The 24,918-nt window shown below is 56.7% G+C and carries 25 protein-coding genes; 20 read left to right on the top strand and 5 right to left on the bottom strand.

The genetic code is table 11. The annotated features are described in order from the left end of the window. Positions 1-168 precede the first annotated feature (168 nt). From AAGF34_RS13355 to AAGF34_RS13380, 6 genes are all read left to right on the top strand, one after another. Positions 169-528 (top strand): type IV pilin protein, encoded by a 360-nt coding sequence (locus tag AAGF34_RS13355; protein ID WP_342621089.1) that lies wholly within the window; start codon positions 169-171, stop codon positions 526-528. A gap of 7 nt (positions 529-535) precedes the next feature. Continuing rightward, positions 536-994 carry a GspH/FimT family pseudopilin gene (locus AAGF34_RS13360; protein WP_342616218.1) on the top strand — a complete coding sequence of 153 codons (459 nt, stop codon included), beginning with the start codon at positions 536-538 and terminating at the stop codon, positions 992-994. Then, complete coding sequence (pilV, locus tag AAGF34_RS13365; protein WP_342616219.1) at positions 946-1,608, top strand: type IV pilus modification protein PilV; 663 nt, start codon at positions 946-948, stop codon at positions 1,606-1,608. The genes AAGF34_RS13360 and pilV overlap by 49 nt, the downstream gene beginning before the upstream one ends. An 89-nt stretch (positions 1,609-1,697) precedes the next feature. Next, a complete protein-coding gene (locus AAGF34_RS13370; RefSeq protein WP_342616220.1) occupies positions 1,698-2,666 on the top strand; it encodes a PilW family protein in 969 nt (322 codons plus the stop codon). After that, complete coding sequence (locus AAGF34_RS13375) at positions 2,663-3,259, top strand: pilus assembly PilX N-terminal domain-containing protein (protein WP_342616221.1); 597 nt, start codon at positions 2,663-2,665, stop codon at positions 3,257-3,259. Before AAGF34_RS13370 ends, AAGF34_RS13375 begins: the two co-directional genes overlap by 4 nt. A 33-nt stretch (positions 3,260-3,292) precedes the next feature. Further along, positions 3,293-7,663 carry a PilC/PilY family type IV pilus protein gene (locus AAGF34_RS13380; RefSeq protein ID WP_342616222.1) on the top strand — a complete coding sequence of 1,457 codons (4,371 nt, stop codon included), beginning with the start codon at positions 3,293-3,295 and terminating at the stop codon, positions 7,661-7,663. Positions 7,664-7,745: 82 nt separating this feature from the next. Here the strand turns inward: AAGF34_RS13380 and AAGF34_RS13385 are convergent, their stop codons facing one another. The 4 genes from AAGF34_RS13385 to AAGF34_RS13400 are packed head-to-tail and all read right to left on the bottom strand — an operon-like array spanning position 7,746 to position 10,637. Beyond that, positions 7,746-8,822: a nucleotidyltransferase family protein gene (locus AAGF34_RS13385; protein WP_342616223.1), complete on the bottom strand. Its 1,077-nt coding sequence runs from the start codon at positions 8,820-8,822 to the stop codon at positions 7,746-7,748. Further along, the gene (locus tag AAGF34_RS13390) at positions 8,819-9,694 is read right to left on the bottom strand and encodes an HprK-related kinase A (protein WP_342621090.1); all 876 of its coding nucleotides are present in this window, start codon (positions 9,692-9,694) and stop codon (positions 8,819-8,821) included. The genes AAGF34_RS13385 and AAGF34_RS13390 overlap by 4 nt, the downstream gene beginning before the upstream one ends. 35 nt (positions 9,695-9,729) lie before the next feature. Further along, positions 9,730-10,020, bottom strand: coding sequence for a hypothetical protein (locus AAGF34_RS13395; RefSeq protein WP_342616224.1), 291 nt, complete (start codon positions 10,018-10,020; stop codon positions 9,730-9,732). A gap of 2 nt (positions 10,021-10,022) precedes the next feature. Then, the gene (locus AAGF34_RS13400; RefSeq protein WP_342616225.1) at positions 10,023-10,637 is read right to left on the bottom strand and encodes a hypothetical protein; all 615 of its coding nucleotides are present in this window, start codon (positions 10,635-10,637) and stop codon (positions 10,023-10,025) included. Positions 10,638-10,960: 323 nt separating this feature from the next. Here AAGF34_RS13400 and AAGF34_RS13405 point away from each other — a divergent pair, with 323 nt between their 5' ends. Then, positions 10,961-11,779, top strand: a complete 819-nt coding sequence (locus AAGF34_RS13405) for a DUF6502 family protein (protein ID WP_342616226.1) — start codon at positions 10,961-10,963, stop codon at positions 11,777-11,779. After that, positions 11,776-12,966: a DUF5666 domain-containing protein gene (locus AAGF34_RS13410; RefSeq protein WP_342616227.1), complete on the top strand. Its 1,191-nt coding sequence runs from the start codon at positions 11,776-11,778 to the stop codon at positions 12,964-12,966. Before AAGF34_RS13405 ends, AAGF34_RS13410 begins: the two co-directional genes overlap by 4 nt. A 25-nt stretch (positions 12,967-12,991) precedes the next feature. On the opposite strand, the gene AAGF34_RS13415 is transcribed toward AAGF34_RS13410, so the two are convergent. Next, positions 12,992-13,657 (bottom strand): GntR family transcriptional regulator, encoded by a 666-nt coding sequence (locus tag AAGF34_RS13415; RefSeq protein WP_342616228.1) that lies wholly within the window; start codon positions 13,655-13,657, stop codon positions 12,992-12,994. 137 nt (positions 13,658-13,794) lie between these two features. Between AAGF34_RS13415 and dctP the strand changes: the two genes are divergently transcribed. From dctP to hemN, 12 genes are all read left to right on the top strand, one after another. Then, entirely contained in the window at positions 13,795-14,820 is a 1,026-nt protein-coding gene (gene dctP, locus AAGF34_RS13420) for a TRAP transporter substrate-binding protein DctP (protein ID WP_342616229.1), read from the top strand. After that, positions 14,817-15,386, top strand: coding sequence for a TRAP transporter small permease (locus AAGF34_RS13425; protein WP_342616230.1), 570 nt, complete (start codon positions 14,817-14,819; stop codon positions 15,384-15,386). Before dctP ends, AAGF34_RS13425 begins: the two co-directional genes overlap by 4 nt. Continuing rightward, a complete protein-coding gene (locus AAGF34_RS13430) occupies positions 15,383-16,732 on the top strand; it encodes a TRAP transporter large permease (RefSeq protein ID WP_342616231.1) in 1,350 nt (449 codons plus the stop codon). Before AAGF34_RS13425 ends, AAGF34_RS13430 begins: the two co-directional genes overlap by 4 nt. A 1-nt stretch (position 16,733) precedes the next feature. Then, positions 16,734-18,410 (top strand): malonate decarboxylase subunit alpha, encoded by a 1,677-nt coding sequence (mdcA, locus tag AAGF34_RS13435; protein ID WP_342616232.1) that lies wholly within the window; start codon positions 16,734-16,736, stop codon positions 18,408-18,410. Positions 18,411-18,422: 12 nt separating this feature from the next. Then, entirely contained in the window at positions 18,423-18,746 is a 324-nt protein-coding gene (gene mdcC / locus AAGF34_RS13440; protein ID WP_342616233.1) for a malonate decarboxylase acyl carrier protein, read from the top strand. After that, positions 18,743-19,648 carry a biotin-independent malonate decarboxylase subunit beta gene (locus tag AAGF34_RS13445; protein ID WP_342616234.1) on the top strand — a complete coding sequence of 302 codons (906 nt, stop codon included), beginning with the start codon at positions 18,743-18,745 and terminating at the stop codon, positions 19,646-19,648. The genes mdcC and AAGF34_RS13445 overlap by 4 nt, the downstream gene beginning before the upstream one ends. After that, positions 19,645-20,355 carry a biotin-independent malonate decarboxylase subunit gamma gene (gene mdcE, locus AAGF34_RS13450; protein WP_342616235.1) on the top strand — a complete coding sequence of 237 codons (711 nt, stop codon included), beginning with the start codon at positions 19,645-19,647 and terminating at the stop codon, positions 20,353-20,355. Before AAGF34_RS13445 ends, mdcE begins: the two co-directional genes overlap by 4 nt. A 25-nt stretch (positions 20,356-20,380) precedes the next feature. Beyond that, entirely contained in the window at positions 20,381-21,043 is a 663-nt protein-coding gene (gene mdcG / locus AAGF34_RS13455) for a malonate decarboxylase holo-[acyl-carrier-protein] synthase (RefSeq protein ID WP_342616236.1), read from the top strand. Next, the gene (gene mdcB / locus AAGF34_RS13460; RefSeq protein ID WP_342616237.1) at positions 21,040-21,954 is read left to right on the top strand and encodes a triphosphoribosyl-dephospho-CoA synthase MdcB; all 915 of its coding nucleotides are present in this window, start codon (positions 21,040-21,042) and stop codon (positions 21,952-21,954) included. The genes mdcG and mdcB overlap by 4 nt, the downstream gene beginning before the upstream one ends. Continuing rightward, positions 21,951-22,865, top strand: coding sequence for an acyltransferase domain-containing protein (locus tag AAGF34_RS13465; protein WP_342616238.1), 915 nt, complete (start codon positions 21,951-21,953; stop codon positions 22,863-22,865). Before mdcB ends, AAGF34_RS13465 begins: the two co-directional genes overlap by 4 nt. A gap of 150 nt (positions 22,866-23,015) precedes the next feature. Next, on the top strand, positions 23,016-23,426 hold the full coding sequence (locus tag AAGF34_RS13470) for a hemerythrin domain-containing protein (RefSeq protein ID WP_342616239.1): 411 nt from the start codon (positions 23,016-23,018) through the stop codon (positions 23,424-23,426). A gap of 82 nt (positions 23,427-23,508) precedes the next feature. After that, positions 23,509-24,897 carry an oxygen-independent coproporphyrinogen III oxidase gene (gene hemN / locus AAGF34_RS13475; RefSeq protein WP_342616240.1) on the top strand — a complete coding sequence of 463 codons (1,389 nt, stop codon included), beginning with the start codon at positions 23,509-23,511 and terminating at the stop codon, positions 24,895-24,897. Positions 24,898-24,918: the final 21 nt, after the last annotated feature.

Below are 24,918 nucleotides of genomic sequence, written 5' to 3' on the forward strand. Positions count from 1 at the left end.
AAATATTCCCATTCATGTGTCACAATCTGCTGGGCATGTCCCTTCATGTCAGCGCCACGTATGAGTTGGACGGTTGCGTGTGATCGAGACTATGAATTTGAAAGCTTTATGAGGTGAGGTTCCGTGATGAAGCAAAGTAAATCGCGAGGTTTTACGCTCATTGAGCTAATGGTCACAGTTGCAATACTCGGAATATTGGCTTCTGTCGCATATCCGGCATACACATCCTATTTGCGAAAAGGCAATAGAGCTAACGCGGAGGCGTACATGATGGATTTGGCGCTGCGGGAGCAACAGTACTTTACGGACAGTAAATCATACGCATATACCGTTACAGCTTTAAACGATCCAGTGCCCAGCAATTTAGTTCGGTATTACAGCTTTGCAATTACCACAAACCCAAATCAACCATCTGGTTCCACAGTTCCGACATTTGTAATAACTGCAACAGCCATAGGCTCGCAGAGCTCTGACGGCCCATTAACGTTAGACAACACAGGTAATAAGACACCAACAGGCTACTGGTAACTGTGTCATGAAAAAGCGCAGAAACATTGGATTCACACTAATCGAAACCATGGTGGTAGTGGGGATTGTTGCCATCCTGGCAACACTTGCCGCGCCAAGCTTTCAGCAGTTCATAGCAACTCAGAAGGTAAAGACTGCGGCTCAGTCCTTTACATCCGCTTTAATTCTCGCTAGATCAGAGGCGCTCAAAAGAAACGCAACGATTACGTTGCAGCCAGTATCTGCCAATCAGTGGAGTTCTGGTTGGCAGATAGCAAATTTGGCCGACACAGTAAATCCACCGATTGCAAATTTTGCGGCTTCCTCGACATTGATATTTAGTGGGCCGTCGAGCGTTACGTATCTTTCAAGTGGAAGAGCGAGTAGCACTTATACATTCACCATATCGATGGCTGGCACAAACACCAACTATTCCATTTGCGTCAATTTGATGGGCATGCCATACGCAAATACTTCCGGTTGCTAAAAATGCAAAAGAATTCAATAGATATACGCCACTTCACAAACGAAAATGGATTTTCTTTGATAGAAGTGCTTGTTACGATTCTCATACTGGCATTCGGTATATTGGGCATGGCGGGTATGCAATTGAAGGCTCAGACACAAGAGTCAGAGTCCTATCAACGTGCGCAGGCCTTGGTGCTTTTGCAGGATATGACGGCGAGAATCAATTCAAATCGCGCTAATGCAGGGAGTTATGTTTCCAACACCGTATATGGCACAGGTAATTCGACAGCGTGTTCGTCCAGTACCATGACGGCGGCCCAGAAAGACCTGTGCGACTGGAATAATGAGCTGCTTGGTGCCTCAGAGCAAAGTTCAAGTACGGTTGCGAATTACTGTACCAATACATCCGCCGCCAACTGCATAGGGGCAATGGTCGGAGCGCGCGGTTGCATCGAACAGGTCAGCGCTGGCACTGTCAGTACGCCAGCACAATATCGTGTTTCGGTCGCCTGGCAAGGACTGACGGCAACATTTGCGCCGCCGACATTAACGTGTGGGATAAATCAATATGGAGCAGAGGCGCAGCGCCGCGTTATTGACAGTCTCGTAACAATAGCCTGTCTGACATGCTAAGCACAAGAGCACGTTCATGTTACCAAAGTGGCTTCACTTTGGTCGAGTTCATGATTGCCATAACCATTGGTCTACTGGTTGTCGCGACTATGAGTATGCTCATTGCACGTTCAAGCGCAACGCGGCAAGAAAGCCAGAAGACCAGTCAACAAATTGAGAATGGGCGCTATGCGACACAAGTCCTTGCAGACGATTTGCGCATGGCTGGGTATTACGGAGAGTTCAATCCTCCATCCAGTTTGACACCGGCGTCAATTCCAGACCCATCGTTGACTACTGTCGCCGATTTAACTTCAGCCTTGCCTCTGGCAGTACAGGGATACCACAACGGCGCTTCACTGCCGGCCGGATTGTCGTCAATCCTGACGGATATTAGAACCAGTCCCCCCACCGACGTACTGGTAGTCCGACGAGCAAGCTCTTGTATAGCCGGCGCTCCAGGCTGTGCATGTATGCCGGGCTTGGCGGGTTGTCCCGCGGCGGCACAACAAAGCCACTACTATTTTCAGACACCACTCTGTGCCAATCAGTTGAGCAATCTCACAGCGAGTCAATTTATTATCAGTTCCAATCCGGCTGTATTCAGCACCAACAATGGAATTGCAGGAAGCACACCCTCCTATTTTGCTGCCAAGGACTGTGTAACTATGGCCAGCGTACGTTCTTACAGAACAAATATTTACTATGTCAGCAATAATCATAAGGCTGGCGACGGTATACCTACGCTGAATGTTGCTGAGCTGACGACATCGGGATTTACCGTTACGCCTCTGGTAGAAGGGATTGATTCCCTGCAATTTGAATATGGACAGGATACGGATGGAAACGGATCGCCGGATCAATTTTCATCCACATTACCTGACGCACCGAGTTGGAAAAGCGTTACTGCTGTGAGGATACACGTACTGGCCCGCAATACGCTATCGACAACTGACTTCACCGACAGCAGGTACTACAACCTTGGAGCCACCAGCATTGGCCCGTTCAACGACAACTTCAAACGTCACGTCTACAACACATTTGTCCGATTGACCAATGTGGCACAGAGGTTCGAATGAAAGAGCATTCCGCATCCCCACAAAAACAGACTGGCATCACACTCGTTGTCGGCCTGATCATGTTGATAATCATGTCCCTGTTGGCTATTGCGGTCTATCACATGAGTAGTAGTCAAACGCTTGTGGTATCCAATGCTCAGCATACCAACGAGGCAAAAGACGCAGCACAGGCAGCGATAGAAACTGTCATTAATTCCGGCGCATTTGCAGCATCCACTTCCACTGCTCCAACAGTCGTCAACGTAGATATGACTGGTAGTGGCAATTCGCCAATAAAGGTGACTGTGGCAAAACCAATCTGTTTGGAAACAGTGCCCATTCCAGCTGCAACTGTAAATGCGGCCTATTTAAGTGATATCAAAGCCAACAATACCGTCGATTCAGCCTGGGCGGGCTGTCTTCAGAATCCACCCGGGAGCGGATCAAGTGGTGTTTCTGGAGTCAACGTGGGGCTCTCTACATGTGACAACTCCATATGGGATGTTACAGCTGAGGCACAGGATGCTGCCACTGGTACCGATGTGACTATTTCCCAAGGTGTTGGGGTACTTATTTCGCAGGATCAGAGTTCAACAAGCTGCCCAACACCGTAATGTTTGGGTGACAGCATTTGAAGGAGAATAAAAATGTCTGACAGACTCTGGAGTAAATTGATACTCAATAAAGAAATATTACGGCAGCTATTTGCATCCGCCGCATTGGCTCTTATGGGAAGTGTCTGCCATGCACTGGATACAGATATATACACAGCTCTGGGAACAAGCGGAGCGGCGCCCAACGTACTTATTGTTGTTGACAATACATCCAACTATTCTCGCGCTGACCAACACTTCCCGAACGCGTCGACTCAAGGAGCGGCGGAGTTTCAAGCCCTGCAGTCTGTAATTAGTGGCTTAAAAGGAAACGTCAATGTTGGAGTAATGCAATTTGACACACTAAAGAGTGGTGATAACGGTGGATTTGTGACATTTGCCATTAAGCCAGTGGGGGATGGTCAGGCTACCAACAAGAATGCCTTTGTTGCAAAAATGGCCGATTTGGCCGCGAATGTCGGAAGTTCAGGGTACAAAACGAATTCGGGAATTCCTTATGGAGATTTGTTTTACGATATCTACAACTATTTGACAGGGGTAACTCCATTTGCCGGCCCATCGTTTGTAAATCCTGCTCTAGCCGACTCAGCTGGGTACACATCTAATGCGTATACCCAGTTCAGTTCGCCGCTGTCAACAAACACCTTGTGTTCAAATGTGTATGTTATTTTTATAGGAAATCCAGACTCCAGGGGGCCCACAAAGGACACCTCAGCAAACTACGCGGCGCTGAATGCTTTGGGTGGGCAGCCAAATAAGCAACTGCCTTTGCCAGGATTTAGTCTTGCAACCAAAACCATTTCGACGGTTTTGGGTAATACAAGCGCTTGTTACACATCGGCACCGACTGGTACACCGACAGACTATGCAACACAATGTGCCGCCAGTTACGATAGTTGTTCATATGGGACAGCGGGCACCACCACCATGAATGCTTGTCCTACAGGGCAATCTCGCTATGACGTCTATGCAACCACACCTGCAATTTCAAATACCTCATCAGTAACTACTCAGACAACAGTGAATGGCACTACTCGTAGCTCCTACACAACTTCCAGTGCTGCCACTGCGGCCGTTGTAACAACGGGAACAGATACTGGAGGCTTGAGTTGCCCTGCGAACACGACAGCAACAGTTGGAAGCACAATAACAACGACAAGTTACAACTGCACATATGCTCTTGGAAGTCAGGGCAGCCCAAGTAGCCCTCAAATTACTGTCAGCGGGCCAACCAATGTTTCCCCCATCGTTCAATCTGCGACGACAACGACTTGCTACAACCCAAATGGAAACCAGGCGTGGTCGGCAGGATCGCCAGATATTGGAGGTGTTGGGTTTGTGGCTCCTACAGATGCCGCGGGATTGAATCCTGCACTTGCGCCATTTTGTCCGGCCAATTCAACTTCAGGTAGCACAACGACTACGTACAACTGCAATACCTACTCCTACTCCGGAGTACAAGGTTCGAATACGGGTTGCAGTGGATCCAAAGTAAAGGAGGTAGTTACTCTCAGTGCTTCGCCCCTTAAAACGGTGACAACTTCCACACCCACTTATTACTATGGGGTTGTGCAAACCATCAACAAAACTGTAACTACAAGCACGATCAGCGGTAGCAATACTCCAACGAGGTTAGGAAACACTTCAGCATGCTACAGCTCTGCGCCGACGAGTACTTCAAGTGATTATGCCTCCACGTGTACCGGAAACACAGTTTGCACATATAGTTATCCGGCGACAACCAATATATGTCCCTCCGGACTGGTATATCCGGTTTTGGGAAATATCATCGCCGGCGTAGAAACACCTACTGGTGTTTCTACGATTGATACCGCAACGTATAACGCGGATGAGTGGGCACGGTTTATGCACACATCTGGTATACCAATAGGTGGTGGTACCCAAACCATAAATTTTTATACTATCGATGTATACAATGCGGCACCAAATGCAACGGAAAGTAGTTTGTATGACAGCATAGCTATTAATGGTGGTGGCAAATATTTTACTGCAGTTAATCCTGCGCAAATAAATACGGCATTGGGTTTGATTTTTTCAGAAATTCAGGGAACAAATTCCTCCTTTGCATCTGCCTCATTGCCGATTTCGGCTACAAATCGATCACAAAACGGAAACCAAGTCTTTATTGGAATGTTTCGTCCTGATACCTCGGGCTTCCCTAGATGGTTTGGCAATTTGAAGCAGTATCAGATAGGCAGTAAATCGGGTGTAACAACTCTGGTTGATGCAAATTTCAATTATGCTTCGAGTTCTGGAAGCCTTGGGTTTATCGCCCCGTGCGCCACCAGCTTCTGGACTACTGATTCCACATTGGCAAATGGCAGCTCATATTGGTATGACACTGTTAATGATATGAGTCGTGTGTTTATCACCCAGGCGACCACACCTGGATTGGCCTGGCAGACAGCCGGAGATGATTCGGCGCAAGCCAAAGGCGGATGTGCAAATACTTCACTTTATTCAGATTCGCCGGATGGCCCCATTATCGAGAAAGGCGGAGCTGCTGAGGTTTTGCGCGGGCAGACTTCCAGAAATATGTATACCTTGAGTGGCTCCTCGCTGGTTAACTTCACACCCCAGACCTTTAGCAGTACGTCATCTACAACCAATACCAATATCGTCAATTTCATCAAGGGGCTGGACGTTACTGGAGAAGTCCCAAGTGCAAGTTCATCGAATAATCGACCGAGTATCCATGGCGATGTATTGCACTCGCGTCCACTTCCCGTTGATTATGGTGGTGATGTAAGTAAAGGTGGTACTGGAGTAGTTGTTTACTATGGAGCAAATGATGGCACTTTGAAAGCGGTAAATGCTCCTGCTTACACTTGTACACCAACACCTGATTCAGGAACTTGCACCCCTACGGTGCCTACTGGGGCTGGTAAGGAACTTTGGTCATTTGTTGCGCCGGAATCTTTTTCGGCATTGCAGAGGCTGATGGATAACACTCCAGTACTTCAAACTCCCTATCCCTTGCCTCCTGGAGTGTCTGCGACCAATGGAGCCACCCCCAAAGACTTCTTTTTTGATGGTACGGTGGGGCTGTATCAGACATTTGACAGCAATAACAAAAGCAGCAAGGCGTGGATATTTGCAAGCATGCGCCGAGGCGGCCGTATGATTTATGCCTTTGATGTTTCCGACCCAAAGAACCCTGTTTTTAAGTGGAAAGTGGGTTGCCCGAATCTCACAAATGATTTGAACTGCACAAACGGTTTTACCGGGATAGGGCAAACGTGGTCCACTCCGGAAGCCGTCATTCTTCCCGGCTATTCGACCGATCCTGCCAATCCAAAACCTGTCGTTGTTTTTGGAGGAGGTTACGACACATGTGAAGATAACGAGTCCAAGACACCTTCTTGCTCCAATGCCAAGGGAGCTGGCGTATACATCGTTGATGCAGATACCGGTGTGCTGCTAGCTAATTTGGCGGTACCGAAGACATCCATGAGCCCTTCCGGTACTAGTATGCGTAGCGTAGTCGGGGATGTAGCTTTAGTGGATGTAAATCAGGACGGTATCTACGATACTGGATACCTGTCTGATACAGGTGGAAATATTTACCGCATAGATTTTGCAAATCCAGCATCAAACTATACCCCGCTGAGTTGTTCCACTAGTGCTTGCAATTGGACAATCAAACAGGTTGCATATACAAATGGTGGGTATAGAAAGTTTTTATTCGGGCCTGCTGTGCTTCCTTTCAATAAATATGCATATGTTGCGCTTGTTTCAGGAGATCGTGAGCATCCCTTGTCGGCAAGCTATCCTGCAACCACACCCGTTGCAAATCGCGCTTATGTATATCTGGATGATCCAACCGGATCAGATGGCGCCAGGAGTGGTGGGGCAATTGACCTTGATTTGACTTCGACGGCTATTGATGCTACTTCGGCTTCATGTACCAGTTCCGCGTTGCTTCCTGGCTCCTCTACCAAATATGACTGGTACTTGCCATTAAGTACGAATCCTGGAACAGAACAAGGCGTTACCTCCGCACTTATATTTGGTGGTACTGTTGCATTCAGCACCAATCAACCCACTGCTGCCAGCAGTTCTTCGTGCACGAGCTCGCTTGGACATGCTTATGGATATCAGCTGAATCTTTTCAATGGTTCCAGCGCTCTTGGGGTCGGTGCTGGCATTTGCGGTGGAACCACACTTAGGAGTGAATTTCTGGGGGGTGGATTGCCTCCCTCCCCAGTTCTTGGCAGAGTCACTTTTACGAGTAACGGATCGCCAGTGACACAGACCGTGGTTATTGGTGTAGCCCCCAAGGACGGAAGTAAAGGTTCACAGGTCAATGCACAATCGGCAAATCCTAAGCTTCCCATAAAGCGCAGCAAGGTGTACTGGACCAACAAGTCAGATAACTACTAGTGGATTGCTGGTATTACAGTATTTCCACGCTTTAAGCGTAGGTCCTGCCAATGCATCCTCCTGCACCTTATGCGCACATGCACTATTTTGTGAAAAATACCTTGTACGTCAGGTGATACAGCAAAAGAGGTAGCGGCATGCGCAACCAGTGGCTGCGTACAAACACGGCGCGGTGTGCAAGCCAGGTTGTCCACCCGAACGCGCTGGTGTGCACGGGCCTGAGGGCATGCTCGAACAGCCAGTTGCGCAGGAAGGTCGGATAGGGGCTGGTACCCAGGCGCCCCAGATCTGCAAACACCCGCGCGGGTACCTGGGTGTGGTAGAGCCGGTTGCATTGTGTGAGCGCATCCAGCAAGGGCAAAGCCAGATTCAATGCGTTCGCGCGAGCCACGAGATCGCGCCAGAACTGCTCTTCAGCTCCGAAATCAGAAAGCAACAGGTGCAGATCGTGAAGATCGCGCAAGCCTTTGTGGAACTCGCCAAAGAACAAGTGGCATGCCGAGTGAATGACCATGTCCGCCCGACCCAATACCCTGAAGAATGACAAATTTCCCGACAGAGGTATGGATGCTTCAAACAGATCTTTGGGGTCGGGCTTGATTCCGGAAGTGGGGGGCAATATGGTGTGGTGCACGTCCAGCACTGTCGCGCGATGCTTGTGTTCCAGGGGCGGGATTTCGTGCATCCAGTTCCTGTAATAACGCTGGTCGTAAGCGCTGGTGTGCGAGGGCAGCCAGCCCGCCCACAGGAGCCGCTCTTCGGCTGCCGCCAACGCGTGCTTGGGAACCATGATGTCGATGTCATTGAAGAGTCGCCCCAATGAGGCATGGTGCTGCAGTCCACAGTAGGCAGCACCCTTGAGCAAGACAACGGGCATTCCCAGAGGCTCCAGTGCCTCCCGCAGTGCAATCAACTCGCTTTCAATCGCAGCGGTGTGTTTGTCTGCAATGGTTTTAGCAATGGTCAGATGGCGTCGCGCCGCTGCAGGCGCCGCAGCCAGTACATCCGCTTTGTCCAGCGCCACATAGAGCTGCGCCATGAGCTCAGCAGATCGACTTTGCCAGACGAGCGCCTCCCATTCCCGGACGCCATACGAAAAGGCGATTTCGGGGACTCGCAAAGTGTCGACCAGCAGATGCGTTGTGGCCCGTGGCTTCATGGTGAATTTAGCCAGAGGCGGTCAATTTCAGGAATTACCTGATCGAAAGACGAATATTCGATGCGATAGGCCCTCACCTGGTCAATCAGGCGACCAAGGGCTTCGAATCCTGCACCCGCCAGCACCGGGAAATTGAAGGTGTGTCGCGTCATCTCGAGCAGCGCCTGGGCCTTGCCTTCTGGCACGCTATGCAATGAAGCACCATTGCGATAGCGGGGGAATACCAACAATGTCGGAAGAGCCCGTTGCTCCATGGATAGAACGCTCTGCAGTGGCGGCCGCACGTGGGCGATGGAGCCCTTTGCCGTATCGTGGCAAACCTTGCCCAGCACAATCTCGTTCCCCAGCGCTCGGACGACACCAATGGACTGGTTCTTGAGGCTGATGGGTCGCACAATGGGTTGAACCAGACCATCCTCCAGGCGTACCAGTGTCAGTTCGTCGGATAGAAGTCTCCAGCCGTCGTGAACCAGTGCGGCACACAAGGTACTTTTGCCTGATCCCGGATCGGCGGCGAGGATGAGGCATTGACCATTGCGTTCTACCACTGCACCGTGAATGGCCAGATGATCGTGCGCGTGGGAAGAGATCACCCAGTTCAATCCCCACTCGAGCATCGGGAAGGCTTGCGTCAGCGGCAGAGGCTTGAAGGGGATCCTACCGTCGCAATCCAGACTGATCTGCGGTCTGAAGAACTTTCGCAACAGATTGGGGCTTCGAAGCTGCACTTCAAAGTCAACGAACGTGTCTTCGCCAAGGACGGGGAAGTCCCGGTAGAGCAACCGCAGCTCCTTGGCCAATCCAGGCAGTCTGGAGCGGATACGGACGCAGAACGGGCCGCAGGGAATCAGCAGGCCCGTCTCGGAAAGCACCCGTTGCAATCCGTCAGGTGTGAAATCCGAAACTCTCAATTCAACCTGTCAAAGATTTTGAGCTCTACCAATTCCTCGACAAATGAGCGCGAGACTCGAGTCCCCGGCTGGCCATCGAAATGGTCTGGCAGATTCTCGATGATGTCGTCCTGTTCAACGATTTGAACGCGTTGGGGCGCATACAGCAACCCCTGAAACACGGGGGGAAGAATATGGCTTTCACTGGTTTGTGGCACGAAGACGGCTACGCCGTCGGAGTAGCCTCTCCAAAGCACTCCGGGACATAGCTTCAATGCACAGACGGGCGTCGAGAGCGAATCAATCAAATCTAGTTCTCAGGGCTGCCATTGCACCAGAGGTCTGCGGTTCTTCCGTAGATGTCGACCCTGTTTACAAACGCTGCCAGTGAGTTCTTGTCCACACAGGCTGCCTGGAATGCGGAAATGACCGCCGAGGCCGTCTGCATGCCCAACACAGGGTAGCGCGCACCGTAAAACTGTGCATTGAGCAGCGCGGCAACCGCTTGCATCCCGGTGTTGTCAGCGGCGCCAAACTTGTTGGGATTCTTGGACGCGGGGCCAACATCCTGCAGCTTCACATTAGGATCGTTATAGAAATTCACGCCGAACACGTCGTTGAATTTGGCGGTCCTGGGATAGTTGATATACAGCGTAGGTGAGGAAGTCCATAGGCCGACCCCATTGTTGTTCCACCAGAAGCCTGGGCTGCAACCACAAGGGTTGACCGTACCGGTACGGGAAAGATTGCCGGAGGCCAGCTCAGAACCGGTACAGGTACCCCAGCCCGCCACCGCAGAGCGGCCTGGCAACGTCAACAGTACGGCAGTTCCAGCAGTGCCCAATCGCCGACGGCCTTGATTGACCTTGGCGACAGACGCTTCTGACGATGTGACGGTTGTATCGTTTTCTTCGAGATCGTTCATATCGGGACTCCACGCATTACCTGCGACTATTTGATTTGGTACCTAATATAGTTGATGCGTGTGATTTTTGCACATTTATTTTGTGAAGCTTCCCGGTTGTTTGCCTCGATCTCCGATTGCATGGGAATATGTTACATTTTATAGACGGTGAACATAGTTCTTCAAGACCCGTTGGCGGTTCGCCCGATTCGGCCGATGAATGGATGGAAAAGCTGTAGGAGATGGCTCCCTTTGATGCTTCATATTGCCTGTGCAACGGGGTTGCGAGGGCTCGCATTTTCAAATTGTTGATAATCTGAGGCAATTCGCGGATCCCCCACTTCATGCATGACCAGATCAGTTGGACCACACACGCCTTCATCAAGGTGCTGAAGCCGCTCGTGCGGCTGGGACTGCGCATGGGCATGAAATACAAGCAGATTGACCTGGCTGTACGTACAGTTTTGTTGGAGGAAGCGCAGCTGATGTTGACCTCCGGCATTGGCCGCTCCAACGTCAGTCAGTTGTCGATTGCCACCGGTATCAACCGCAAGGATGTGACCGCGCGCCTGGAGGCCATGGCCTCCGAGCCTCCGGCACCGCCTTTGCCTCCCTCCGCCATGGTGCTCACTGCCTGGATGGATCTGGTGTCGCAGGATCCCTCCATGAGACGCCTGGCGTTGACCAGTTCCGACGAAACGCCGTCCTTTGACAAACTGGCAGCGCAGGGCAGTCGTGGCAATGTGCACCACCGCGCCATGCTGGACGATTTGTTGCGCCTGGGCATGGCGACCGAAGATCGTGGGTACGTTGAGCTGAAGTCCGATCAGTTCATTCCCGCCAATGATCTGCAGTACATGCTCAATTTCCTGGCAGACCATACGGGAGACCATCTGCAAGCGGCTGTCCACAACGTGCTGGCAGATCCCCCGAAGCTGTTGGAACAGGCGGTGTATGCCGATGGCATTTCGCAGAAAGAATGCGAACGCATCCATCAATTGGCGCGTAAGCGCTGGGCCGGCCTGCATCAGGAGATGGTCAAGGAGATGAAGCTGGCCGTGGCGCGTTCCCCCGAAGGAGATCAGCGCATCAAGGTCGGCATTTACACTTGGTATGAGGGCCCTAAGTCAGAAGCTCAAGCACCGCAGAGGGATACCCAATGAAAAAATGGCTGGCTACGATTTTCGTCCTGGCAGGCTTGGTACTTGTTGCCTGCGGAGGTGGCGCCGGCGGGCTTGGTAATCTGGCGTCCGGCGGCGACGGAGGTGTGGGCTCGGGCGGAACCGGAATATCCGGAGGAAGTGTCGGCTATGTGGCGGGCTTTGGCAGTATCTACGTCAACGGCACCCGCTACGACATCAGTGGCGTCACTCCTGCCTTGGCAGACGACACTGAACTTCGGCTGGGCATGTCGGTCAAGGTGACCGGCACTGTTTCAGCAGATTTTTCAACCGGCGTTGCCAGCAGCGTGGAGTCGGAGGTAGACGCACGTGGCCAGGTAAGCAATCTCAGCACTTCCTTAGGAAGCATGCAGGTGCAGGGGCTGAATATCGCCACCGATTCAGAAACCGTGTACGACGGCGTTGCTGGACTGGGGAGCCTGGTCAACGGCGACTGGGTGAAGGTGTACGGGCAGGTCTCCGGCAGCGACCCGTTGCGTGCGAGCCGCATTGAAAAGCTGTCCAGCGCGCCCAGTGGCTTGGTCATGAGCGGTGCGATCAGCCAACTTGACAAGACCCATCAGCAGTTCACTCTGGGAAGTCTCACCATCAATTACGCCTCGGCCGCATTCACTGGCGCCATCGATGCGAATTCCATCAGCAATGGCATGGTGGTGCGCGTACGTTCAAGCACGGCCCCCGTTGCCGGTGTACTGACTGCCAGCAGCATCAAGCTCTGGTACCCGCTGACACTGGTGGAAGGCGCACCACTCAGCGTGGATGGGGTGATTGGCGCTTACGCCGCTCCCAATTCATTCAAAGTGCTGGGGTATTCTGTGGACGCGTCGAGCGCGACAGTTTCCGGGGGAACCGTCAGCACGCTTGCCAACGGTGTGAAGGTGGAAGTGACGGGTCTAGTCCACAACGGCATTCTGGTGGCCAGCAGTGTGGTGATCCGTCAGATTCCGGGTGTGGCGGGGCCTGCGCGCTATACCGCCACCGGCCCTATCGTGCAGTTTGTTTCCGCTGCCAGCTTCAAGGTACAGGGGCAGGCCATTGATGCCAGCGGCAGTGTGACTTATAGCGGTGGAACCCAGGCCCAGTTGGCTAACCAGGTAAAAGTCAAGGTGGTAGGGTCCCATGTGGTGAACGGTGTCCTGATCGCCGACACTGTGACCTTCAATCCGTAATCGCCGGGGCCTTTCCCGCAACGAGTCAGGCGGTTTGGGCGGTCTGAGACAGGGCGTTCAGGGAAGCCAACAGATCGGCAAAGCGTTCGCCTTGGACCACCACGTGACTGCGCAGCGCTTTCTCCGAGGCTTCGGCATCTCCGGCAGTGATGGCTTCCACGACACTCAAATGCTCCTTGAAGGACGCACCCAGGCGGCTGCGCACACGCAATTGCAGACGACGGTAGGGCCGAAGGCGCCGCTGTAGCTGCGAAGTCTGCTCGATCAGGAACTGGTTCTGACTCCCCGCATAAATGGCAGAGTGGAACTGCTCGTTGCAATAGAAATAGGCGTCGGAATCATCCCGGTCGCGCGCCTCTTCGCAGGCGTGGTGTGCTTCCAGCAGGGCTTTGCGCTGTGCATCTGACATGCGCCGCGCCGCCAGGCGCCCGCACATGGCCTCCAGCTCGGCCATGACTTCAAACATTTCCATCAGGCGGGTCGGGCCTATGCTGGTGACCACAGCGCCCCGGCGCGGCCGGATCTCGATCAGGCCTTCGGCAGCCAGCTGAATCAGTGCCTCCCGCACGGGGGTGCGGGATACGCCATGTTGTTCCACCAGCGTCGCCTCGTCCAGGGAGCTGCCGGGTTGAAGCTCTCCGGTGGCGATCTGTTCCTCGATCTTTTCACGCAGTTGGTCGGAAATTTTCATGGTGTCATTCTGCCATTTTTTGAGTTTTATGGATTCAGAAGATGCCTAAGGGTATTTCCTAGTAACTCATAAAAATACAAACAACTACATTAATGTATACATAAGCCCAATCACCCACACCCGAGGAGACAGCTAGCATGCAGCGCAGACACCTACTTCAATCCATTGGCGGCCTGACACTGGGATCGCTTCCCTTTGCATATGCCAGTAGCGCGTGGGCCCAGAGCGCCACGCTCAAGATTTCCCACCAGTTTCCCGGCGGCACCCTCAAGGAGGGTGACTTCCGCGACCGTCTGGTGCGCACCTTTGCCGCCGAAGTGGAAAAGCGCACCAAGGGCGCATTGAAGTTCGAGATCTACCCCGGCTCTTCCCTGATGAAGACCAACGCGCAGTTCTCCTCCATGCGCAAGGGCGCGCTCGACATGGCATTGATTCCCTTGTCCTATGCCGGCGGAGAAATTCCCGAAGTCAACATCGGCTTGATGCCTGGCCTGGTGGTGTCCTACGAGCAGGCCTACGGCTGGAAGACCAAGCCCGTGGGACAGGAGCTGGATCGCCTGCTGCAGGCCAAGGGCATCCAGCTGGTGAGCTGGATTTGGCAGGCCGGCGGCGTAGCTTCGCGCAGCAAGCCCATTGTTGATCCGGAAGACGCCAAGGGCATGAAGGTCCGTGGCGGCTCGCGCGAGGTGGACATGATCCTGAAGGAAGCCGGCGCGGCCGTGGTCAGCCTGCCGTCCAATGAAATCTACGCGGCGATGCAGACCGGCGCGATGGATGCTGCCATGACTTCCAGCACCTCGTTCATCTCCTTCCGCCTGGAAGAGGTCGCCAAGGCCCTCACCACCGGGCGCACCGGCGCCTACTGGTTCATGTTCGAACCCCTGATGATGTCCAAGCAGATCTTCGACGGCCTGCCCAAGGACCAGCGCGACGCCATCATGGCCGTGGGCGCCGACATGGAAAAGTTCGCCATGGACGCAGCCAAGAAGGACGATGTCGAAGTTGCCAACGTCTACCAGAAGGCTGGAGCCAAGGTGGTGGACCTGTCGGCAGCGTCTATCAAGAAGTGGCAGGCCATTGCGCGCCAGACCGCTTGGAAGGACTACGCGGCCAAGAATGAAGGCTGCGCCAAATTGCTGGCCCTGGCGGAGCAGACCCTGTGAGCCACGGCTTCGAACTGGAGCCGTCCCTGGCTCCAGGCACCCTGCAACCCAGGAACGCGGCGGTTGCCTTGTTGCAGCGTCTGGTCAATGGGGTCAACGCCTTGGTGTTGCGTGTCTCCATGTTGGCATTGGTATTGACTTCCGGTGTGCTGACCTATTCGGTGGTGACGCGCTACTTGCTCAAGAGCGCCACCGACTGGCAGGACGAAGTGGCCGTGTTCATGCTGGTAGGCGCCACCTTCATGACCACCGCCCATGTGCAGTCCCTGCGCGGGCATGTGGGCATCGAGGCAGTCATCAGCATGCTGCCACCACAGGTCAACCGGATTCGCGCCGTGCTGGTGGACTTTGTGTCCGCTGCGTTCTGCACCTTCTTCTCGTGGAAGTCGTGGACGCTGTTCCACGAAGCCTGGAGTGAAGGGCAGACCACTTCCAGCAGCTTTGCACCGCCCTTGTGGATTCCCTATTCCTTCATGTCCGTGGGCATGAGCTTGCTTACGCTGCAGCTGGTTCTGCAGACCCTGGTGCATCTGACTGGTGGCGAAGTCGCGAAAGGCAAGAAATGAGCGAGTTAGGTATTGGCCTGTCCTACGGCGCGGCAACCCTGGTTGTCATGTTCTCCGGCATGCCCATCGCGTTTGCACTGGGCACGGTGGCGGTGGCGTTCATGTACTTCTTCATGCCGGCGTCCTCATTGGATACGGTGACGCAGAACGTGTACGAGGAGATGGCGTCCATCACCCTGCTGTCCATTCCCCTGTTCATCCTGAAGGGAGCGGCCATTGGCCGCTCCCGTGCCGGCAAGGACCTGTACTCGGCCATCCATGCCTGGCTGCACAAGGTGCCCGGCGGTCTGGGCATTGCCAATGTATTTGCCTGTGCGCTGTTTGCCGCCATGGCAGGCTCCAGCCCTGCCACCTGCTCGGCCATTGGCTCGGCTGGCATACCCGAGATGCGCAGGCGCGGCTATTCACCCGGCTTTGCCGCCGGCATCATCGCGGCCGGTGGCACCTTGGGCATTCTGCTGCCGCCGTCCATCGTGATGATTCTGTACGCCGTGGCGGCAGAGCAATCGCTGGGCCGCCTGTTCCTGGCGGGCATTGGCCCGGGCCTCTTGATGGTGGCCCTGTTTGCCGGCTATGCCGTGGTGCGTGCCCGCAAGGAGTACAAGCAGGCCTTGGTGATCTACCAGCAAGGCGGCCCCAAGTCTGCTTACCTGGAGGAAGAGCACTTCACCATGGCGCAGAAGGTAGAGATGCTGCCGCGGGTGCTTCCCTTTCTGGTCCTGCTGCTGGGTGTGATGGTTGCACTCTACGGTGGCCTGGCCACGCCGTCGGAAACCGCCGGTCTGGGCGGTCTGCTGGCGCTGGGTCTGGTGGCCGTGGTCTACGGGCTGTGGCGTCCCAAAGACCTCGCACCCATCCTGGGCGCCACGCTCAAGGAGTCCACCATGCTCATGCTCATCATCGGCATGTCGCTGCTCTACAGCTACGTGATGAGCCATCTGCACATCAGCCAGAGTGCCGCGCAGTGGATCGTGGGCATGCAGCTCTCCAAATGGGTGTTGCTGGCGGTAGTGTTGCTGATGGTCATCGTGCTGGGCTTCTTCCTGCCGCCTGTGTCCATCATCCTGATGACAGCGCCCATCATCCTGCCGCCGCTCAAGGCAGCTGGGTTTGATCTGATCTGGTTTGGCGTGGTGATGACCATCGTGATGGAAATGGGGCTGATCCATCCCCCTGTGGGGCTGAACATCTTTGTCATCAAGAACGTGGCGCCGGACATCCCTTTGAAGGATGTCATATGGGGTGTGATGCCGTTTGTCGCGCTGATGTTTGTTGCAGTGTTCCTGCTGTGCGCGTTTCCCGGCATCGCCACCGGCTTGCCGACCCTGGTGATGGGAGCCAAGTGAAATGAACGCACCCGATGCAATCTGGAACCGGCAGGCGCAGGGGCGCGCCGCCAGGCTGGCGCGTGCGGCCACAGCGCTGGGTACAGGACTGCGCGGCAAGCAGGTGGATACGGCCCTGGCGGTTCAGTTGCTGGGTGCCGTCATCGAGTCGGGTGACCGTGTCTGCCTGGAAGGCAACAACCAGAAGCAGGCGGACTTTCTGGCGCGCACGCTGACCCAGCTGGACCCGCGTGCCGTGCACGACCTGCACATGGTGCAGTCGGTGCTAGCCTTGCCCGAACATCTGGATGTGTTCGACAACGGCATCGCATCCCGGCTGGACTTTTCCTTCTCTGGGCCGCAGGCCGGGCGCCTGGCCAAGATGGTGTCGGCCGGGCAGATACAGATCGGTGCCATCCACACCTACCTGGAGCTCTTCAGCCGCTACTTCGTGGACCTGACCCCGCGCGTCTCGCTGGTGTGTGCGCAGGCGGCAGATGCCCATGGCAATCTGTTTACCGGTCCGAATACCGAAGACACGCCGGCCATCGTCGAGGCCACCGCTTTCAAGGGCGGCATCGTCATCGCCCAGGTCAACGAGATGCTGGACACGCTGCCGCGTGTGGACATTCCGGGCGACTGGGTGGACTTTGTCATCCTGGCACCCAATCCGAATGTGATCGAGCCGCTCTTCACCCGTGATCCGGCGCAGATCTCCGAGATCCAGGTGCTGATGGCCATGATGGCCATCAAGGGCCTGTATGCCGAATACGGTGTGCAGCGGCTCAACCACGGCATCGGCTTCGACACCGCCGCCATTGAGTTGCTGCTGCCCACCTATGCCGAATCGCTGGGCCTCAAGGGCAAGATCTGCAAGCATTGGGCGCTCAATCCACACCCCGCGCTGATTCCCGCAATCGAGGCGGGCTGGGTCGAGTCCATCCACTCCTTTGGCTCCGAGCTGGGCATGGAAGCCTATGTGCGCGCACGCTCTGACGTTTTCTTCACAGGCGCCGACGGCAGCCTGCGCAGCAACCGCGCCATGTGCCAGGCCGCCGGCCATTACGCCTGTGACATGTTCATTGGCTCCACCCTGCAGATCGACCTGAACGGCCACAGCTCCACCGCCACGGCCGGACGCATTGCCGGCTTTGGCGGCGCGCCCAACATGGGTGCCGACGCACGCGGACGCCGCCACGCATCCCCGGCTTGGCTCAAGGCGGGTGCCGAGGCGCGGCAAGGGCGCGGTGGCGTGCATGCCATGCCACGGGGGCAGAAGCTGGTGGTGCAGATGGTGGAGACCTTCCGCGAACACATGCAGCCCGCGTTTGTGGAGACGCTGGACGCCTGGAAGCTCGCCGAGCAGGCCCACATGGAGATACCACCGGTCATGATCTATGGCGACGACGTCACCCACATCCTGACCGAAGAAGGCATTGCCAACCTGCTGCTGTGCCGCAGCGACGAAGAGCGCGAGCAAGCCATACGTGGCGTGGCCGGCTTCACGCCGGTGGGGCTGGGGCGCGACGTGCGCATGGTGGAGAACCTGCGCGACCGTGGCGTGATTCGCCGTGCCGAGGACCTTGGCATTGACAAGCGCGATGCCAGCCGCAGCCTGCTGGCCGCGCGCAGCATGCGAGATCTGGTGCGCGCATCCGGCGGCTTGTACAGCCCGCCCAAGCGCTTTCGCAACTGGTAGGCAGAACACATCATGGAAAAGCTGGAATACGCATTGCAGGGCGACCGCAGTCCTTCGACGTTCGACGCCATATTGGTGGGCGTCGTCGGGTCGGGCAATCTGGAAGTGCTGATGGAGCCGGGCAAAGCACCAGGTCATTGCACGTTTTGCATCAACACCTCGGCGCATGGGTTTGCGCCCATCTGGGAAGCGGTGGTGCAGAGTTTCCAGGCGCGCCACCACCTCCGCGGTGTGGCAGTCTCCATCAACGACATGGGCGCCACGCCCGCGGTGGTCAGCCTGCGGCTCGATCAGGCGGCGGCATCGCTGCCCATTGCACAAGGCAACACACCATGAGCACGTCCCTGAGTTTTGCCGAGCTGAGCGCGCGCCAGCGTGTTGCCCATCTGCTGGATGCCGGCTCCTTTGCCGAAATCCTGGGCCCGGCCCAGCGGGTGGTGAGTCCGCACCTGGCGCTGCTGGGTGTGCCCTATGCGTTTGACGACGGCGTAGTGATTGGCAGCGGCATGCTGCAAGGCCAGCCGGTGCTGATCGCGGCACAAGAGGGCGAATTCATGGGCGGCGGCGTAGGTGAGGTGCATGGCGCCAAGCTGGTGGGCCTGTTTCGGCGCGCGCTGCAGACGCGTCCGGCTGCGGTGCTGGTGCTGGCCGAGTCCGGCGGCGTCCGGCTGCATGAGGCCAATGCCGGACTGATCGCGGTGTCGGAAGTCATGCGTGCCTTGCTGGATGTGCGCGCCGCTGGCATACCGGTGGTCATGCTGATCGGTGGCGCCAACGGCTGCTTTGGTGGCATGGGCCTGATCGCACGCTGTGCCGACCATGTGGTGATGAGTGACCAGGCCCGCATGTCCATGTCTGGCCCCGAGGTCATCGAGTCGTCGCACGGCGTGGAAGAGTTCGACTCTCGCGACCGGGCGCTGGTGTGGCGCACCACGGGCGGCAAGCACCGCTTCCTGATGGGCGACTGCGACCAGCTGGTGGAAGACGACGTGCAAGAGTTCCGCGCTGCGGCCATTACCCTGCTGGGGCAGAGCCGCGCACTCACGCTGGAAGGCCTTCTGGAAGAGCACCGCGTGTTGACCCAGCGCCTCAACACCGTGGGCGATTGCGCAGACGCTGTCGACATCTGGCAGCGGCTAGGCGTGGCCCATCCGGAACAGGTGGCCGACATGGAGGCGGAACAGCTCAGGGCATTGGCTGCGTCTGGAGCCAACGCCCACACAACGGAGGCCCTATGAATTGGCAAGACCTGGTGAACGCCCTGTTTGGAGATGATCACCACATCACGCGCACCGGCGATGTGATCACGGGCACGGCGCAGCTTGCTGTCGGACCGGAGCACCAGAGCATCGCGGTTGTCGGGACCACCGACCATGCCGCCATTGGCGTGGATACCGCTCTGGCTCAGGCCAAGGTCGTGCTGGAAACCATGCAGAACCATCCGGGCCGCGCCATCCTGCTGCTGGTGGACACCCAAGGCCAACGGCTGCGCCACCGCGACGAGCTGCTGTGCATCAACCGCTACATGGCGCATCTGGGTTGCTGCGTGGACCTGGCCCGCCGCAGGGGCCACCGTGTCATCGGGCTGGTGTATGACCAGGCCCTGTCGGGTGGGTTCATCACCTCCGGGCTGATGGCAGACGCCTGCTACGCCTTGCCCGAAGCCGAGATTCGCGTGATGCGCCTGCCCGCCATGAGCCGCGTCACCAAGATCAGTGAAGAGGTTCTGCAAGCCCTGTCGCAGACCAATCCGGTGTTTGCGCCGGGTGTGGCCAACTATGTGGCCATGGGCGGTATCCAGTCGCTGTGGAGTGCCGACTTGCGGCAAAGCCTGATCGCGGCGCTGAATGACACCAATACCGTGGACCGGCGCGCCACGTTGGGCTCCCAGCGCGGTGGGCGTGCCCTGGCTGCACGTGTGGCGCAGCAGGTGGAAGCAGCCTGATTACGCGGCCTTTCAAGAGCCAACCATGCAGACACTGCAACGCAACCAGTTGGTGTGGCTGACAGACGACGGCTGGCAGCAGGTGCTCGCCGGCAACTGGGATGCGCAGGCGCAGTCCATTCTGCGGCACTGGCACACCGGGCAATTGCCGCTGGTGGTCTGTACGCAGCGCGTGCAAAACACTGCCGCCACGGTGAGCCTGGGGCTGCCCGCACCGAACCCATGGAATCGGCGCAAGCTGGCGCTTGAAGTGCCATGCCATGCACTGCTGCGTGCCGGCGTGTTCCCAACCGTGGCGCAGGTCGCAATGCAATGCGTGCAGTCCGGGTGGCAACCGCTGATCGACTTGCTGGAGGACTTGCATCGGACCGCTGCGGTCTACGGTTCCTTTGGCTGGCAATTCCTGACAGGGCTGGACTATGTGCGACCGACTTCGGATCTGGACATCAGTGTGCCGGTGCCGGACCATGCAGCCGCAGCAACACTTACCCAGGCTCTGGCGGACCTGCACCTGCCACTGCGCCTGGATGGCGAGTTGGTGTTCCCCGATGGCAGTGCCATGGCATGGCGCGAATACGGGCAATGGATGCGCGGTGCCGTGGACCGTGTACTGGTCAAGAGCCGCAGCGGTGTGCAATTGATGGATGCGGACATGCTGGCCGCGCTGGATCCAGGTTGCATGGTATGAAGGTCGCCAGCACCACTCGGGGTCTACGGCCACTGGCGTACAAGACTGCGCGCTGTGCAGTGCGTGCGCTGTATGCGGAAGTGGCGCTGGAGCCCAAGCCCGGCCTGGTGTCCTTCAGAGACAACGGAAGCCACGCCGACATGTCGGCCCACACGTTCTTCAAAAGCCTGTTTGCGTTGCGCCACTACTTTGGCGCGATTGCCATTGCCGGCCAGCAGGGCGCGCCGTTTGAAACGCTGCAGAGCTTGGGGCTGGACGCGGAAGCGCGCATGCTGCGTGCGACCGGTGGCGTGAACACCCACCGGGGCGCCATCTTTTCTCTCGGGCTTCTGTGTGCCGGCGCCGGGCAATTGCAGGCGCGGGCCATGCCGGTTTCTGCCGTCAACTTGCGCACGGCTTTGCTGCTGCAATGGGGTGATGCATTGCGCCAGCGCGCGCTGGCGGCCAGGCAGAAGATGCCCACGTCGAATGGGCAGCGCGCAGCCCAGAGCTTTGCGCTGCGCAGCGCCAATGACGAGGCCGCCGAGGGATTTCCCACACTGTTTGAAGTCACACTTCCTGCGTTGCAGACGGCCGTCGCACAGGGCCACCCGATGCGATCGGCAAAAGTGCATAGCCTGTTTTGCACGATGGCGCATCTCGACGACACCAATGTGGTCCATCGCGGTGGGTTGGAGGGAATGCAGTTGGTGAAGACACGCGCCACGCAGTTCCTTGCGCGCGGCAGCGTGGCACAGGCAGACTGGTTGGCGCAGGCCCGGCGCATCCATGAAGAGCTTGTCGCACGACGGCTGTCGCCTGGCGGTGCCGCTGACCTCATCGCCTGTGCGTGTTGGGTCGATGCCATGCAGACCTCGGAACAGGAGCGCAGTGTCCCTGTTGCCACGGGCAGAGAACAGGTTCACGGGTGAGCTACGCCTTGCTTTTCGGTGGGCAAGGCAACCAGCATGCGGACATGCTGCCGTGGCTTCCCACGGATGCGTCCGGGTCAGAGGCATTGCATTTGCTGGAGCAGCTGCTGCAGGTGCCCTGGCGCTCTGTGGTGGTCAATGCATCCTTGCGCAATGCAAACCATATTGCGCAACCCCTGATCACAGCCACGTCGCTGGCATCGTGGGACATGCTCAAGCCCCATCTGCCCGCCTTGCCTGCGGCCGTGGCCGGCTACAGCGTGGGCGAGATGGCCGCCTACGCCTGCGCGGGTGTGCTGACGACTTCAGATGCCGTACAACTATCCGTGTTGCGCGCCGACCTCATGGATCTGGCAGCAGCTGGAAAACCTTCAGGGTTGATGTCTGTCTCAGGCATTGCCATGGAGAAGGTTCTGCACAACCACCCGGACTTGCACTGCGCCATTGCGATCGACTGGGACCATGCCATATTTGGCGCGTTGACAGCGCATCTGGATAGGGCCCAAGACACGCTGGATGCTGCCGGGGCGAGCTGCAAGCGCCTGGATATTTCCGTTGCTTCGCATACCCCTTTGATGGCAGCTGCATCACAGGGCTTTTCACGGCGACTGGACAGCGTAGCCCTGCAGCCACCGGGCTTTCCCATCGTGGTGAACGCACACGCCAGGGTGTGCCGACGCGTGGATGATTTGCGCGGTGCATTGGGTGCGCAAATCAGCAACACGGTGGACTGGGCGTCCTGCATGGATGCATTGGCCGAAACCGGCGTCCGCTGCGTTCTGGAAATCAGCCCGGGCCATGCCCTGTCTGCCATGTGGAACCGACGACATCCCGCACTGCCTGCGAGGGCACTGGAAGATTTCCAGAATCCACGTGGCGCAGCACTTTGGGTCGCGCGTAGTCTGGACTGACGCATTTCCCTACAGGCTGCAAGCCGCAAATTTACCCATTCACCCAAAACGGAGATTGCGCAGTTTTCTTGCGTTTACCGGTGCCAGATGTTCAAATAGATTCATGTATTATGAATCTTTAAAAGGCAGTCTACTTGAGAAGGAAACGCCATGAACATCGACAAATTCAAACACCAGCACCAGGACATCATCGGCAACATCGCTGCGCTGCGCAAAGCCAGTCAGGCCGGGGTTCGCGAGAACGCGGCAGAAATTGCCCGGCTCATCATTTCCATGAGCTCAACTATCAAGCTGCACCTGGCCGTGGAAGACCAGGTGCTTTATCCGGCACTGCGCAACGGCAACAACGGCGTGCTGGCGCAAATGGGCAAGAAGTTTCAGGATGAAATGGGCGCCATCGCTTCGGCCTACATGGGTTTTGCCGAGCGATGGAACCAGGCGAGCAGGGTCTCGGCCGATCCGGAAGGTTTTCGCGCAGATGCAAACACGGTACTGAAGACAGTGCATGCAAGAATGCAAAAGGAAAACACGGTCTTCTATCCGGCAATCGAGGCACTTTGACGTTCTCGCGTATGCTGGAATGCAACGCGCTTCCTGTGACGTTGTTGAAAACCGTCGCCCCACTTCTCTACCGCCTCATTTCATGAACACTCTGCCCGACATCGAATTTTCCGAGGAGTTGATCCGCCGCTTTGACAAATTGGGGCCGCGTTACACCTCCTATCCGACGGCTGACCGTTTCGGAGCCGATTTCACCGAGGCAAGTTACATCGACTACCTGTCGCAGCGTGACGGTGCCAGCCGCGTCAATCCGCCCCTGTCGATCTATGTGCACCTGCCATTTTGCGAGTCGCTGTGCTACTTCTGTGCCTGCAACAAGATCATCACCAAGGACCGTGGCCGCACCACCGAATACCTGCGCTACCTCGCCACCGAAATGGCGTTGGTGGCTGCGCACATAGGGCCGGACCGGCGCACGGCGCAGCTGCATTTTGGCGGTGGCACGCCCACCTTCCTGACGCCGCAGGAGCTGCGCGAACTGATGGCCATGCTGCGCAGTCACTTCAACTTCCTACCGGATGCAGAGCTCGGTATCGAGATCGATCCACGCACCGTCAATGAGGACACCATGGCGTTGCTGGCGGAACTCGGCTTCAATCGCACCAGCTTCGGTGTGCAGGACTTCGACCCGGCGGTGCAGCAAGCGGTGAACCGCATCCAGCCGTACGAGATGGTCGAGAAGGCCGTCACAGCCAGTCGCAGCGCTGGCTTTGAGTCCATCAATGCCGATCTGATCTATGGTTTGCCCAAGCAGTCGCTGCAGAGCTTTGATCGCACGCTGGACCGCGTGATTGCGCTCACCCCGGAGCGCATCGCGCTCTACAACTATGCCCATCTGCCCAGTCGCTTCAAGGCCCAACGCCTGATCGTGGAGGCCGAACTGCCAAGCGCCGAGGAGCGCCTGCAGATCTTTCTGATGTCCGTGCGCCGCCTGCTGGACGCTGGCTACATCTACATCGGCCTGGACCATTTCTCCAAGCCCGAGGATGAACTGAACAAGGCGCGTCTGGACAAGAGCCTGCATCGCAACTTCCAGGGTTACACCACGCGGGCTGACTGCGATCTCATAGGTTTTGGCGTGTCGGCCATAGGCAAGGTGGGGCATTCCTACAGCCAGTCGGTGCGCACCCTCAAGGCCTATTACGAGCACCTGGACGTCGGCCGACTGCCGGTGGAGAAGGGCTTTGCGCTTACGGCGGATGACGTGCTGCGTCGCCAGGTCATCATGGAGTTGATGTGCAGCGGCCCCGTCAGTTTTGCTGCCATCAACCAGGCGCATGGCATCGACTTCACGAGCTACTTTGCCGAGGAACTGAAGCAGCTGGCGCTCTACGAAGATGCAGGCCTGATCGTGGTGGATGCGCATGGCATTTCAATCACACCCAAGGGGCGCATGTTCGTGCGCGCCGTGGGCATGGTGTTTGACAAGCATCTTGCCCAATCGACCGCCAAGTTTTCCAAGCTGATCTGAGGCACCAAGCCGGTGACCCAG

The organism is Rhodoferax sp. GW822-FHT02A01, from assembly GCF_038784515.1.
In the GTDB taxonomy this organism is placed as follows: domain Bacteria; phylum Pseudomonadota; class Gammaproteobacteria; order Burkholderiales; family Burkholderiaceae_C; genus Allorhodoferax.

Excerpts from the sequence above, each read along its gene's own strand:
- AAGF34_RS13355 (WP_342621089.1), top strand. The coding sequence starts at position 169 with ATGGTCACAGTTGCAATACTCGGAATATTGGCTTCTGTCGCATATCCG.
- AAGF34_RS13360 (WP_342616218.1), top strand. The coding sequence starts at position 536 with ATGAAAAAGCGCAGAAACATTGGATTCACACTAATCGAAACCATGGTG.
- AAGF34_RS13370 (WP_342616220.1), top strand. The coding sequence starts at position 1,698 with ATGAGTATGCTCATTGCACGTTCAAGCGCAACGCGGCAAGAAAGCCAG.
- AAGF34_RS13375 (WP_342616221.1), top strand. The coding sequence starts at position 2,663 with ATGAAAGAGCATTCCGCATCCCCACAAAAACAGACTGGCATCACACTC.
- AAGF34_RS13380 (WP_342616222.1), top strand. The coding sequence starts at position 3,293 with ATGTCTGACAGACTCTGGAGTAAATTGATACTCAATAAAGAAATATTA.
- AAGF34_RS13385 (WP_342616223.1), bottom strand. The coding sequence starts at position 8,822 with ATGAAGCCACGGGCCACAACGCATCTGCTGGTCGACACTTTGCGAGTC.
- AAGF34_RS13400 (WP_342616225.1), bottom strand. The coding sequence starts at position 10,637 with ATGAACGATCTCGAAGAAAACGATACAACCGTCACATCGTCAGAAGCG.
- AAGF34_RS13405 (WP_342616226.1), top strand. The coding sequence starts at position 10,961 with ATGCATGACCAGATCAGTTGGACCACACACGCCTTCATCAAGGTGCTG.
- AAGF34_RS13410 (WP_342616227.1), top strand. The coding sequence starts at position 11,776 with ATGAAAAAATGGCTGGCTACGATTTTCGTCCTGGCAGGCTTGGTACTT.
- AAGF34_RS13415 (WP_342616228.1), bottom strand. The coding sequence starts at position 13,657 with ATGAAAATTTCCGACCAACTGCGTGAAAAGATCGAGGAACAGATCGCC.
- dctP (WP_342616229.1), top strand. The coding sequence starts at position 13,795 with ATGCAGCGCAGACACCTACTTCAATCCATTGGCGGCCTGACACTGGGA.
- AAGF34_RS13430 (WP_342616231.1), top strand. The coding sequence starts at position 15,383 with ATGAGCGAGTTAGGTATTGGCCTGTCCTACGGCGCGGCAACCCTGGTT.
- mdcA (WP_342616232.1), top strand. The coding sequence starts at position 16,734 with ATGAACGCACCCGATGCAATCTGGAACCGGCAGGCGCAGGGGCGCGCC.
- mdcC (WP_342616233.1), top strand. The coding sequence starts at position 18,423 with ATGGAAAAGCTGGAATACGCATTGCAGGGCGACCGCAGTCCTTCGACG.
- AAGF34_RS13445 (WP_342616234.1), top strand. The coding sequence starts at position 18,743 with ATGAGCACGTCCCTGAGTTTTGCCGAGCTGAGCGCGCGCCAGCGTGTT.
- mdcE (WP_342616235.1), top strand. The coding sequence starts at position 19,645 with ATGAATTGGCAAGACCTGGTGAACGCCCTGTTTGGAGATGATCACCAC.
- mdcG (WP_342616236.1), top strand. The coding sequence starts at position 20,381 with ATGCAGACACTGCAACGCAACCAGTTGGTGTGGCTGACAGACGACGGC.
- mdcB (WP_342616237.1), top strand. The coding sequence starts at position 21,040 with ATGAAGGTCGCCAGCACCACTCGGGGTCTACGGCCACTGGCGTACAAG.
- AAGF34_RS13470 (WP_342616239.1), top strand. The coding sequence starts at position 23,016 with ATGAACATCGACAAATTCAAACACCAGCACCAGGACATCATCGGCAAC.
- hemN (WP_342616240.1), top strand. The coding sequence starts at position 23,509 with ATGAACACTCTGCCCGACATCGAATTTTCCGAGGAGTTGATCCGCCGC.